General features: G+C 66.0%; 13 protein-coding genes. 4 read left to right on the forward strand and 9 right to left on the reverse strand.

Going from position 1 to position 12,428, the window contains the following annotated elements; all coding sequences use genetic code 11:
* Positions 1-265 precede the first annotated feature (265 nt).
* Positions 266-457, forward strand: a complete 192-nt coding sequence (locus KHO41_RS15105; RefSeq protein WP_211954090.1) for a hypothetical protein — start codon at positions 266-268, stop codon at positions 455-457.
* Positions 458-536: 79 nt separating this feature from the next.
* Here KHO41_RS15105 and KHO41_RS15110 read toward each other — a convergent pair whose 3' ends face one another.
* Together KHO41_RS15110 and KHO41_RS15115 are read right to left on the reverse strand one after the other, a co-directional pair.
* Positions 537-752, reverse strand: coding sequence for a hypothetical protein (locus KHO41_RS15110; protein ID WP_211954091.1), 216 nt, complete (start codon positions 750-752; stop codon positions 537-539).
* 213 nt (positions 753-965) lie between these two features.
* Positions 966-1,562 (reverse strand): helix-turn-helix domain-containing protein, encoded by a 597-nt coding sequence (locus KHO41_RS15115; RefSeq protein ID WP_211954092.1) that lies wholly within the window; start codon positions 1,560-1,562, stop codon positions 966-968.
* 88 nt (positions 1,563-1,650) lie between these two features.
* On the opposite strand from KHO41_RS15115, the gene kbl reads away from it, so the two are divergent.
* From kbl to KHO41_RS15130, 3 genes are all read left to right on the forward strand, one after another.
* Positions 1,651-2,853, forward strand: a complete 1,203-nt coding sequence (gene kbl, locus KHO41_RS15120) for a glycine C-acetyltransferase (RefSeq protein ID WP_211954093.1) — start codon at positions 1,651-1,653, stop codon at positions 2,851-2,853.
* Positions 2,850-3,797, forward strand: coding sequence for an L-threonine 3-dehydrogenase (locus KHO41_RS15125; protein WP_211954094.1), 948 nt, complete (start codon positions 2,850-2,852; stop codon positions 3,795-3,797). Before kbl ends, KHO41_RS15125 begins: the two co-directional genes overlap by 4 nt.
* A gap of 103 nt (positions 3,798-3,900) precedes the next feature.
* Entirely contained in the window at positions 3,901-4,665 is a 765-nt protein-coding gene (locus tag KHO41_RS15130; protein WP_211954095.1) for a GntR family transcriptional regulator, read from the forward strand.
* Between the two features lie 9 nt (positions 4,666-4,674).
* Here the strand turns inward: KHO41_RS15130 and KHO41_RS15135 are convergent, their stop codons facing one another.
* The 7 genes from KHO41_RS15135 to KHO41_RS15165 form a co-directional block, all read right to left on the reverse strand.
* Positions 4,675-5,748: a porin gene (locus KHO41_RS15135; protein WP_211954096.1), complete on the reverse strand. Its 1,074-nt coding sequence runs from the start codon at positions 5,746-5,748 to the stop codon at positions 4,675-4,677.
* A 134-nt stretch (positions 5,749-5,882) separates the two neighbouring features.
* A complete protein-coding gene (locus KHO41_RS15140) occupies positions 5,883-7,223 on the reverse strand; it encodes a 3-hydroxyacyl-CoA dehydrogenase (protein ID WP_211954097.1) in 1,341 nt (446 codons plus the stop codon).
* A 13-nt stretch (positions 7,224-7,236) separates the two neighbouring features.
* The gene (locus KHO41_RS15145; protein ID WP_211954098.1) at positions 7,237-8,034 is read right to left on the reverse strand and encodes a crotonase/enoyl-CoA hydratase family protein; all 798 of its coding nucleotides are present in this window, start codon (positions 8,032-8,034) and stop codon (positions 7,237-7,239) included.
* A 41-nt stretch (positions 8,035-8,075) separates the two neighbouring features.
* A complete protein-coding gene (locus KHO41_RS15150) occupies positions 8,076-9,044 on the reverse strand; it encodes a PDR/VanB family oxidoreductase (RefSeq protein ID WP_211954099.1) in 969 nt (322 codons plus the stop codon).
* Between the two features lie 94 nt (positions 9,045-9,138).
* Positions 9,139-10,134, reverse strand: a complete 996-nt coding sequence (locus tag KHO41_RS15155; protein ID WP_211954100.1) for a tripartite tricarboxylate transporter substrate-binding protein — start codon at positions 10,132-10,134, stop codon at positions 9,139-9,141.
* Between the two features lie 45 nt (positions 10,135-10,179).
* The gene (locus tag KHO41_RS15160; protein WP_211954101.1) at positions 10,180-11,418 is read right to left on the reverse strand and encodes a Rieske 2Fe-2S domain-containing protein; all 1,239 of its coding nucleotides are present in this window, start codon (positions 11,416-11,418) and stop codon (positions 10,180-10,182) included.
* A gap of 1 nt (position 11,419) precedes the next feature.
* Positions 11,420-12,424 (reverse strand): amidohydrolase family protein, encoded by a 1,005-nt coding sequence (locus KHO41_RS15165; RefSeq protein ID WP_211954102.1) that lies wholly within the window; start codon positions 12,422-12,424, stop codon positions 11,420-11,422.
* Positions 12,425-12,428: the final 4 nt, after the last annotated feature.

The following is a 12,428-nucleotide window of genomic DNA, read 5'->3' on the forward strand; positions in this document are numbered from 1 at the left end:
GGGCGCATTGCATGCGCGTAGAGACAGGAAATTGGAATTCGGGCGCCAGCGACGCTGATGAGCTTGCCTCTAGACGACGACGCGCGCGCAGCGCAGCCGAAGGCGTCCCACCGCTGACCGGGTTGAAACGCTGTACCCGAGTCCGTCTTGGGGATCGTCCAAAAGCCGTGCCGCGCGAGGCACAGGTTCTGACTCACATAGCGTAGCAGGGTCGAACCACTGACCACCGTAGCAGGCGTCCAAAGCCGTTTGAACGACTGCCACCGTGGAATTGATGGCCAGCGGCAACGACGCGCTTTTTGGTTACTTTTTGTCGCTCGGACAAAAAGTGACTCGCCGGCTACGCCGGCGAAACGGAGGCGCCAGCCAAGAACGACACCCCATTCCCGACCATAAAACCCCCGCCGGCCACGCCGGCGAAACAGCCGCGCCTGCCAAGATCGAAAACCCGCCTTAAACCAAAAGCCCGCCGGCGACGCCGGCAAAACAGCCGACGCCAGTCAAGACCGATAACGCCCTATTCTGCAAGGAACTCCTCAGCGCTCACACCCCATCGCCCGCAGCATCGATTGACCATGCCTAGTCAGACGCGGACTTTGCCTCCGGCCATGCAGGATCTCGAGATGGACGAGTTCCTTGTCGACCAGCGCGTGAAGATCGGCAGGGTCGATCTGCCGGGAGTCAGTGGTATCGAGTGATTCAGGGCCGCCGCTGATCAGCAGCAGCGTGGCAAGTTCATGCGGGCTCAGCACGTTCGTCTCCTTGGCTGCAGGGGTCGTTTGCTGGGACTGGCGCGGCACGGTGCCGCGCGCGCGAAGCCTCCGGATCACGCAAGACACGTGCCTGCGACATGCACCGAACCGGCGCGACGCTGCAGCGGCACTGCGTTTTCCGGGGACTAAGGGCTTTGACGCGGTCACAGCGGCCGGGTTCCGCACCTGAGGCGCGTTCTGCGCTTGCCGTAGTTACGCCGGGTGCACTACAACCAAGAGGGCGGTCGCCGTCGACTTGCCGCTATTGCGGATCGCGTGTGGCACGTCCGCCGCATAGCGTGCCGTTTCCCCATGCCGCAGCTTCTTTTCTTCCGCCCCCGCTTGCACCGACATGGCGCCGCTCAGCACCGAAAGGTGCTCCTGTGTGCCAGCTTCGTGCGGTTCCGACGCCAGCACGCCGCCCCCCTGGATCGCCAGTTCATACCACTCGAAACGTCCGGCCAGTTCGATCGGACCGAGGATCTTCAGTTCGCAGTGGCCATCCGGACTCTTGAGCGACGGAATCGCATGCGGCTGGACCAGTGCAATGCCGCCGCCGGGGCGACCGCCCGCGTCGGCGGAGAGCAGATCCGCGAGGTTCACGCCGAGCGCGTTGGCCAGGCGCCACAGCACGGCGACGGTCGGATTGGTCAGGTTGCGTTCGATCTGCGACAGCATCGACTTGGATACGCCGGCGCGGCGCGACAGGTCGTCGAGCGAAAGCTGCTGTTGCTGGCGCAGCGTTTGCAGTGCGGCGCCGACCGCGGGCGGTCCCTCGGCCTGCGGCTTCTGGATCGGGGGTTGCGTCATGGAGTGCGGTTCGTTATATTGCACAAAACGTTCTTTATAACGAACGTGTTCAATTTATCGATCAGATCCTAGCATCGGGAGCCAAACCATGTCGAGTGCCGAGGCCTTCTACGCGTCCGTGCGTGCAGAGCTTGACGCCATCCGCGAGGCGGGGCTGTACAAGGAGGAGCGCATCATCGCCACGCCGCAGGGCGCGCGCGTGCGCACCGCCGATGGCCGCGAGGTCATCAACCTGTGTGCCAACAATTATCTTGGCCTGTCTTCGCATCCCGGCGTTATCGAAGCCGCGCACGAAGCGCTGCGCACGCATGGCTTCGGGCTGAGTTCGGTGCGTTTCATCTGCGGCACGCAAGACCTGCACAAGACGCTGGAGGCAAGGCTGTCCAGCTTCCTCGGCACGGAAGACACCATCCTCTACGGCTCGGCGTTCGACGCCAACGGCGGCCTGTTCGAAACCTTGCTCGGTGCGGAAGACGCGATCATCAGCGACGAGCTGAACCACGCGTCCATCATCGACGGCATCCGTCTGAGCAAGGCGCGCCGTTACCGCTACAAGCACAACGACATGGACGACCTGCGCGCGCAGCTGGCGCAGGCCGATGCCGACGGTGCGCGCTACAAGCTGGTGTTCACCGACGGTGTGTTTTCGATGGACGGCACCATCGCCCGCCTGGACGAAATGCGCACGATCTGCGATGCGCATGGCGCGCTGCTCGGCATCGACGAATGCCATGCCACGGGCTTCCTCGGCGCGCGCGGACGGGGCACGCATGAGTTTCGCGGGCTGTTCGGCAAGATCGACATCATCACCGGCACGCTGGGCAAGGCGCTCGGCGGAGCGTCCGGCGGCTTCACCAGCGCGCGCAAGGAAGTGGTCGCGCTGCTGCGGCAGCGTTCGCGGCCGTACCTGTTCTCGAATACGGTGGCCCCGGCGATTGTGGGTGCATCGATCGCCGTGCTCGATATCCTCGAAGGCAGCACGGAACTGCGCGACCGGCTCGAGCGCAACACGGCGTTCTTCCGCAAGGGCCTGACGGCGCTTGGCTTCGATGTAAAGCCGGGCGAGCACCCGATCATCCCGATCATGGTCTACGACGCGGAGAAGGCGCAGCAGTTGGCGCAGCGGCTGCTGGAACTGGGCGTGTACGTGGTCGGCTTCTTCTATCCCGTGGTGCCGAAGGGCCAGGCGCGCATCCGCGTGCAGATGAGCGCGCTGCACGATGAAGCTGCACTGCAGGCGGCGCTCGATGCCTTCGGCCAGGCCGGGACAGAACTGGGGCTGACCCGATGAGCGACGCTGCACCAAAAATCCTGATCGTCGGCGCGAACGGCCAGATCGGCTCCGAACTGGCGCTGGCGCTGGCCGAGCGCTATGGCCGAACCAACGTCATCACGTCGGACGTGGTGCCGACCGGACGCCATGTCCACCTGACCCACGAGATGCTCAATGCCACGGACCGCGGCGGGCTCGCGACCATCGTCGAGCGCCACGGCATCACGCAGATCTACCTGCTGGCCGCGGCCTTGTCGGCCACCGGCGAGAAGGCGCCGCAGTGGGCGTGGAACCTCAACATGACCAGCCTGCTGAACGTGCTCGAGCACGCGCGGCAGTTCGGCATCGAGCGCGTGTTCTGGCCGAGCTCGATCGCCGCTTTCGGCCCCACCACACCGCGCGAGCACACGCCGCAAAAGACCGTGATGGAGCCGACGACCGTCTACGGCATCTCCAAGCAGGCGGGCGAGGGCTGGTGCCGCTGGTACCACGACAACCACGGCGTCGATGTGCGCAGCCTGCGCTATCCGGGCCTGATCTCGCACAAGACGCCGCCCGGTGGCGGCACGACCGACTATGCCGTGGACATCTTCCACTCGGCCGTGAAGGGGGAGCCCTATACCTGCTTCCTGCGCGAAGACGAGCGGCTGCCGATGATGTACATGCCCGATGCCATCCGCGCCACCATCGAACTGATGGAGGCGCCGGCGGACAGCCTGACTGAGCGCGGCAGCTACAACATCGCGGGCGTCAGCTTCACGCCGGCGGAAATCGCGGCGGCCATCCGGGAAGAGGTGCCCGGGTTCGAGGTGCGCTACGACCCCGACTACCGCCAGGCGATCGCGCAAGGGTGGCCGGACTCGATCGACGATTCGGTGGCGCGCAGTGACTGGGGCTGGGCGCCGCAATACGGGCTGAAGGAAATGGTGCGCGATATGCTGGAGAACCTGCGCCAGAAGTGACGGCTTAGTACCGCCCGGTAAGGCTGTGTGTTTTCGGCGACGGGATGCATGCCAGTATCCCGTTTCGGTATACTGGGCGGTAAAGACCGTGAACCCAGAACACATGACACAGCCTGAAAAGAAAAGCATGGCCGGCGAGATCAAGGCCACGATCCAGCGCGAAATCGAAGCCGGCGACATGCCACCCGGCACGCCGCTGGACGAACGCATGCTGGCCGAGCGCTTCGGCGTGTCCCGCACCCCGGTGCGCGAGGCACTGCAGCAGTTGTCCGTGCAGAACATGGTCCGCATCGTGCCGCGCGTCGGCGTGTTCGTGTCGCGGCTGTCGATCACGCAGTTGCGTGAAACGCTGGAACTGCTCGGCGAACTGGAGGCCGTCGCGGCGAAGCTGTCCGCGCGCCGCATGGATGACGAGCAGCGCGTGCGCCTGAAGGCTGCCCGTGCCGAATGCGAGCAGGCGCACGCCGAGGACGACGGCAAGGGCTTTGCGAAGGCCAACGCAGATTTCCATGACACGGTCTATGCCGGCAGCCACAACGAATACCTCGTCGAGCAGATCCAGAGCATCCGCCGGCTGATGCAGCGCTATCGTCCGCGCATTTTCCAGACCCCGGCACGCCGGCAGCGCGTGCTGGAAGACCACCAGCGGCTGGCCGACGCCATCCTCAGCGGCGATGAAACCGCGGCGCATGCGGCCATGCTGGAGCACGCGCCCGTCGGCACCACCGGGTTCTCCGAATTCCTTTCCACCCTGCCCGCGAGCTATCTCGAAGGCGAGGGCGGCGGGGAGGCTGCCGCCACGCGCAGCGCCGCACCCCGCGGCGGCGCTCGGCGTGGCCGCAAGCCGGCCGCTTCGAAAGCGGCCTGATTCCAACAATCAGAACTTGTGCCGCATGCCCATCGCCACGCCGAACTGGTTCTTCTCGTTCGGCGCGATCTGGTAGGCGGCAGCGGCGCCGTTCAGGCTTTCAAAGTTCAGCGACGCATTCTTGGTGTACGCCGTGCTGACATAGAGGTCGGTGCGCTTTGACAGCGAGTAATCCGCGATCAGCGTGACCTGCCACGGGTTGCTCGGATTGATCTTGCTGGTGGCCGTGTACTGCGACTTGACGTTGTCGTAGTAGAACGCGCCCGTAAGCTGCAAGGCGGCGGTCGCCTGGTAGTTCAGCGAAAGCCACCACAGATCGTCGCGTGCAGAGGTGTTGGCCGCCCGCGTGCCATTGTTGTTGTACCGGTACGCGGCCTGTGCGAGCAGGGCCGGCGTAATCTGGTAGCGCAGGCCCAGCGCTGCCTTCTGGGTGCGCGTGTAGTCGCCGGCGGTCAGGGCGCTGTTGATGCTGTCATAGGCGCCGGCCACGCCGAAGTTGCCGATGCGGTAATCGAAGCCGCCGCCATAGCCGGTCGAGGCCTGCATCGAACCCGGCTGCTCGCCGAAACTCCAGTGCGCTTCCGCCGTCAGCGGACCCAGGTCGACATGGTATTTCACCATGTTGTCCTCGCGCAGGTTCGAGCCCGCAATGCCCACCACGGGTTCATAGGTGGTGGCATACGCCGTCGGCGAGTAGTTGGCCATCATCAGGAACAGCGAGGTGTATTGCCGGCCCAGCGATACCTGCTGCGTGCCGCTGCGCAGACCCACCCATGCCTGACGGCCGAACAGGCGACCGCCTTGCGTCGATACGCCAGTGTCCAGGCTGAAGCCGCTCTCCAGCGCAAAGATCGCCTGCTTTCCACCACCAAGGTCTTCCGTGCCGCGCAGGCCCCAGCGGCTCGGGGACAGGCCGCCCGAGCTGACGCCGACGCGCGAATGCCCGTCGGGGCCGGCGCCCGCGTTGTTGTTGGTGTACTCGATATTGGCATCGGCCACGCCGTACAGCGTGATGCCCGATGTCTGCGCGGCGGCGGTTGCGCTGGCAAGCACGCAGGCAAGGCCGACCAGGTTTCGTTTCATGACTTTCTCCTCCATGTTTTTGACTGTCATTCCCGCAGGCCGGGAAGTGGCAGAACTATCGCTTACTGGTATGTATATGAAAAATAGTGGTATACGTTAGTGCGTGTCAAAAATGCAAAGACGTCACCACGAACCTATGCCTTGCCGCGCTGGTAGTCCGCGAACGTCTTGCCGTCACGCGCCAGCCGCTCGAGAAGCGGCGCCGGTTCCCACCAGTAACCGTGCTCGGCGTGGAAGCGCTGGATGTCCGCATACACCTCGCGCAGCCCGATCCGGTCGGCGTAGTACATCGGCCCGCCATGGCGCGCGGGGAAGCCGTAGCCAGTCAGGTAGACGGTGTCGATATCACTGGGCCGGAGCGCCACGCCGGCCTCCAGCAGCTTCGCGCCCTCGTTGACCATGCCGTAGACGCAGCGTTTGATGATCTCGTCGGCGCTGATCGGGCGCCGTGCGATGCCGAGCCGCGCCGATTCCTGTTCGATGAACGTTTCCACCTCCGGATCGCGCAGCGGTTGGCGGCTGCCTGGTTCATAGCGGTACCAGCCCTTGCCGCTTTTCTGTCCCAGCCGCCCCAGTTCGGTCAGCTTGAGGATCAGGTCGTTCCAGCGCCGGTCCTGCGGCCGGGTGGCGATCTGCGCCTTGCGCGTCTGGTAGCCCACGTCGTTGCCGGCCATGTCGTGTACGGCGAAGATGCCCATCGCATAGCCGAAGTCGGTCAGCGCCTGGTCCACCTCGTGCGGCAGCGCGCCTTCTTCGACCAGGAAATGCGCCTCTCGCGTGTAGTTGCGGAACAGCGCGTTGCCGATGAAGCCGGGGTAGACGCGCGCGAGCACGGCGGTCTTGCCCATGCGGCGGCCGAGGTCCATCAGGGTGGCGATGACATCCGGCGCGGTGTCCCGCGCGCGCACGACTTCGAGCAGGCGCATCACATGGGCCGGGCTGAAGAAGTGGGCCCCGACCACGTCCTGCGGGCGATGCGTGACGGCCGCGATGGCGTCTACGTCGAGACCAGAAGTGTTGGTGGCGAGGATCGCACCGGGTTTGCACAGCCCATCGAGATCGCGGAACACCTGCTGCTTGAGCGCCATGTCCTCGAACACTGCTTCGATCACCATGTCGGCAGACGCGGCATCAGCGAGTGCAACGGAACCCTTGATCCGCGACAGCCTCGTTTCCATGGCTGCCGGTTCGAGCTTGCCGCGCGAGACGCTGCCGGCGTAGTTGTCCCGCACACGGCGCAAGCCGGTTTCCAGGCCTTTCTCGCTGCTGTCGATCAGCGTGACCGGGATGCCGATATTGGCCAGTGCCATCGCAATGCCGCCGCCCATGGTGCCGGCGCCAATCACGGCAACTTGGTTGACGGGACGCAGCGGCAGGTCCTGCGGGAAGTCCGGAATATGGGCCGCTTCCGCCTGGGCGAAGCGGACGTAGTCTGCCGTAGCCTGGGCTTCGGTGTCGGTTGAGGTCGTGGTCATGGCGTTGCTCGGCTTATTCGGACTTCTCGCCCGGAACGGCGAGGGGTTTGGCACGGCCTTCGACGAAGTCGCGCAGGCGCTCGGCCGCTTCGGGCGGGCGCGGGATGTTCGAGGTCAGGTACTCGACGAACAGGCCGTCGTCGTGAGACAGGTCGTTGATGCGCGGCAGCACATTCGTGATGCGCCAGTTGGTATCGGCGGTATTGCGCGCGATCAGCGCGGCCAGTTCGCGCGCCTTGGCGAGCGCCTGGCCCTGCGGCACCACGTAGCGCACGATGTGTTCGCGCTCGCCTTCCTGTGCGTTCAGCAGGCGTCCGGTCAGCATCATGTCGGCCATCACGGTGTAGCCGACCACGCGCTGGATGCGCACAGTGCCGCCGCCGCCGACAAAGATGCCGCGCTGTCCTTCCGGCAGGCCGAACAGCGCAGATTCGTCGGCGACGCGAATGTGCGCAGCGGTCGCCAGTTCCAGTCCACCGCCCACGACCGCGCCATGCAACGCGGCGACGAACGGAATGGGCCCGCGTGCGATGCCGTCAAACACGGTGTGCCACGAGTGGCGCGTACGCTTGCGCGGACGCGGCTGCTCGCCCGAAGCGCGCGCCAGCGCCTCCTTCAGGTCGAGCCCTGCGCAGAAGTTGCTGCCATGGCCGAACAGAACGCCGACATCGGCTTCTTCGCCCGCACGCACGACGGCGTCGTGCAGGGCCCAGACCACGTCTTCGTTGATGGCATTGCGCTTGTCGGGCCGGTTCAGGCCGATCAGCGCGACATTGCCGTCGAGTTCATACGTCACCAGTTCGGTGCTCATCTCATGCTCCTTGTTCATTGCGTGGTTCGACGGTGCGACGGCTACAGGTCCAGCACCAGCTTGCGGGTCTTCGCCCCGGAGCAGCACACCATCATCCGGTTGTTGGTGGCGCGTTCTTCAGCGTTCAGCACGAGGTCGCGGTGATCGGGCTCGCCATCGAGCACGCGGACCTCGCACGTGCCGCACACGCCTTCCTGGCACGAGTACATGGGCTCGACGCCTTCGGCGATCAGGCATTCCAGGATGGTCCTGCCGGGCTCGATCTCGATGCTGCGGCCGGTGCGCGCGAGTTCCACGGTGAAGCCGCCATCGGTGGCGGCGGCTTCGCGCGCGGCGAAATACTCGCGATGCACGCGCTCGGGCGGCAGCGATGCGGTGGCCTGTTCAAAGGCCTCCAGCATCGGCACTGGCCCGCAGCAGTAGATGTGCGCGCCTTCAGGCAGGCTCGCGGCGATGGCCGCGACGTCCAGGCGTTCGGCGCCGGCCTCGCGGTCGAAGGTCAGCCGGACTTCGCCACCGGGCTCCATGCCCATGGCCTCCAGCGTCTCGACAAATGCCGCCTGCTTTCGTGTGCGTGCGGCATAGTGCAGGCACCACGGGCGGCCCAGCTCGCGCAGCCGATGGATCATGCCGAGGATCGGCGTGATGCCGATGCCGCCGGCCACCAGCACCGCGAGCGACGCGGAATCGTCGAGCGGGAAGTTGTTGCGCGGCGGGCTGATGGTCAGCACATCGCCGGGGCGCAGCGTCTCGTGCAGGTAGCGCGAGCCACCGCGGCTCTGCGCATCGCGGTTGACGCCGATCACGTAGCGGTGCGGCTCGTACTGCGCGTTCAGCAGCGAATAGCTGCGGATCAGGCCGTTGGGCAGGTGCAAGTCGATATGCGCGCCGGCAGTGAACGCGGGCAGGACACGTAGCGGCGGCTCCGGCCGCAGCTCGAAAGCCAGGATGCCGTCGGCTTCCCAACTGATGGATTTGACCCGGACTTGCAGGGTATCGGTAATGCTCATGATGTCTCCGGTCGAAGCAGGGACGGTCAGGCCCACGCAGCCTGCAGGGGCTGCACAGCAGGCATGGCCGCGAGGGGTCTTGTGGTCCCGGCTTCTACAGTTCCGCGCGGAAACCCGAGGCCCGGATGATCGGTCCCCACGTTTCCAGTTCGGCGCGCTGGCGGCGCGCCATCTGTTCGCCGTCGAGGTAGTCGGGCACCACCGAGAGCTGGCTCATCAGCGACTGCCTGGCCTGCGGCGCGGACAGGATGGTCTTCAGCGCTGCCTGCACACGCGCGATCTCGGCCGGCGGCGTGCGTACCGGTGCCCACATGGCGGTCCACGCATCGCCGGAGCGCACGGGAATGCCTTGCTCGGCCATGGTCGGGATGTCCGGCGCAAGCGGCGAACGCTTGTCGCTGAAGATGCCGAGCAGGCGCACCTTGCCCGCGCGGTGGTGGCGCAGCAGGTCCTGCAGCAGCGTGACGGCCGACGGGATATGGCCGCCGAGCAGGTCGGTGATCATCGGCGGCGTGCCTTTGTAAGGCGTGACCGACAGCGAAATGCCGGCCGCCTTGGCGAACTGCAGCCCGAGGAAATGGTTCTGGCCGCCCAGACCCGGCGTGCCGAAGCTGGCCTCCTGCGAATGGGCACGCGCCCACTGCACGAACGAGTTTGCGGTGGACACGCCGGTCGCCGCGCCCGCGGCCATGCCAGTCGGGTAGGACACCAGTGCGGCCACCGGCGCGAAATCGCGCCACAGATCCCACTTGAGCTGCTTGCCGAATACCAGCGTCTGGAACGTTGGCGTGGCGTTGGGCGCGATCATGTAGGTGAGGCCATCGGGTTCGGCGGACTTCAGCACATCGGCCGCGAGCCGGCCGCCGGCGCCGACATGGTTCTCCACGATCACGGGCTGGCCCAGCAGCGCGGGCAGCGAATCCGAAAAATAGCGCGCGATGGCATCAGTGCCGCCGCCGGGCGGCAGTCCCACCAGGATCCGGATCGGCGGCTTGCCACGCAGCTGGGCGAACGATACCGCGGGGGCGGCGAGGCCCGCGCACGCCGCCAGCAACAGGCTGCGGCGCGAGCGGAAGTGGGGGCTGGTCATGGTTGTCTCCGTTTTCTTGTCAGTCTTGTGCTGGCTTACGCAGCCTTATGCCACCTTCGTCAGCGCACGCCAGTCCTCGCCGGCGGGCAGCACGCCGCCGACCGAAAAGATCTGGCTGTAGTCGAGATCGGGGTTGTCGGCGAGCGTCGGGGTCTTGCCGGACTGGAACTCGCGCACCGACTTCAGCAGTGCCTGCCGCACACGCAGCACCGCGCCGTCGGCCGAGCAGAGCTGCTCGGTGGTGCGGTCGGCGATCGGGCCCTGGCCGATGAACATGGCAAAGTCCTCGGTGCCCAGGTGCTGGGGAAAGCCGGTGGCATGGCCGCGGCGCATCAGGTCGCGGTTCTGGCCCCAGTTGTCGGCGGGCGTGCCCGGCGGCAGCGGCGGGAAGTTCCACACATCCGGCGTGGCCGACATGATCGTCATGCCGAGCGGGCGGTGCGGGTTGAAATGCACGAACCACGCGCGGTGGGTGACGTCGTCCACCGGCGTAGAGAAAAACACCGTGCTCGGGCCCTTGTCATCGGGCGCGCAGATGATGCCGTACCACGGCATCACGAAGTTGTTCACGCGCGCATAGAGCTTGTCGTCGGGCAGCGGGCGCAGCGCGGCGTAGCGGTAGCCGTAAGGACGGTCCTCGAATTCCAGGCGCGGTGCCAGTGCCTGCGTCATGTGCATGCGCTGGTTGCCGGAGCCCGCGGTGATCTGCGTGGTCGATTCATGCAGCACGCCGACGTGCGACGAATCCATCGACGCTTCCACGCCCTGCACCCAGTTGGTCGGCACTTCCTGGCTCGTGACCGAGCGCTGGTCTTCGGGCAGCGACGTGAACGGCAGGTCGGGGAACTTCGGCGCCTGTTCGCCCTTGCCGAGCCACACCCATACGATGCCGCCGCGTTCCTGCACGCCGTAGCGGTTCACGCGCACGTGCTTGCAGAACTGGGTCTGGTCGCCGACATGGTTCGGCGCCTCCAGGACTTCGCCGGCGGTGCCGAGCTTCCAGCCGTGGAAGATGCAGCGCAGGCCGTTGTCCTCGTTGCGCGCCATCAGCAGCGAGGTCTTGCGGTGCGGGCACAGTTCGTCGAGAACACCCACAGCGCCGTCAGTGCGGCGGAACGCGACGTAGTTGCTGCCGAGCAAGCGAACGCGCACGGGCGCACCGTCAGCCACGAGCTTCGCTGACGGCACGGCCGGAAGCCAGTAATGCTGGCGGATCATCTCGCCCATCGGCGCGCCGTTCTCGACGCGCGTGAGCAGGTCATTGTCTTCGCGGGTCAGCGGCATCTCAGCACTCCTCGTCGGTGCGGAAGGCGCGCGAGTACAGGCGCCGGCAGTTGCATTCGAAGATGTTCTTGCGCTGCTCGTCCGTCAGCCACGAGATGCCTTCGATGACCGGCTTCATGTCGTCGTAGTCGCGGTCGGTCAGCGGGTCGCGCGAGCTGCCGGTGCCGGGCTTCTCGGTGCCGAACAGCACGTTGTCGGTGCCGGCCACCTTGAGCAGCAGGTCGATCGCTTCGGTCGAGTAGTTGCAGGTGTCGAAGTAGAGCTTGCGCAGCTGCTCGTCGAACGTCACGGTCTCGCCCTTGCGCACCGACCACGAGCGGAAGCGGCCCATCTGGTAGGGAATCGCGCCGCCGCCGTGCGCGACGACGATCTTCAGGTTCGGGAATTCCTGGAACACCTTCGAGTTCAGCAGCGAGATCACGGCGATGCTTTCCTCGTTGATGAACTTGAGCGTGTACGACTCGCGCGCGCTGCAGCTGCCGGCGGAGTGGATCAGGCCCGGCACGTCGAGGCGCGTCATGGCCTCGTACAGCGGATACCAGAACGGATCGCCAAGCCCCGGCGGCGTTGGGCCTTCGCTTTCGGTCGGGTCGGGATTGATCAGGCAGCCGACAAAGCCCAGTTCATTCACGCAACGTTCCAGCTCGGGCACCGCGCGCTCGGCCGGCGATTCCAGCATGTGTTGCGGCAGCCCGGCCACGCCGCGGAAGCGGTCCGGGAACATGGCGACGAAGCGCGCGATGATGTCGTTGCAGTGGCGCGACCACAGCTCGGTCACGCGGCCCGGCTTGACCGAATGCATCTGCAGGTAAGGGCGCGGCGAGATGAACTGCACATCGGTGCCGACGGCATCCATGCTGCGCACCAGCTCTTCCGCGGCCTTGCGCACAGAAGCGTCCGGAATCTTCGGCGTGGTGGACGGGTTGGCGCGGCCGCCGATCAGTTCCGCCATGTAGCGGAAGCTCTCCGGCGGCATGACGACGTGGGCGTGAGAATCGATGATCATGGTG

The organism is Cupriavidus numazuensis, from assembly GCF_905397435.1.
GTDB classification, from domain to species: domain Bacteria; phylum Pseudomonadota; class Gammaproteobacteria; order Burkholderiales; family Burkholderiaceae; genus Cupriavidus; species Cupriavidus numazuensis.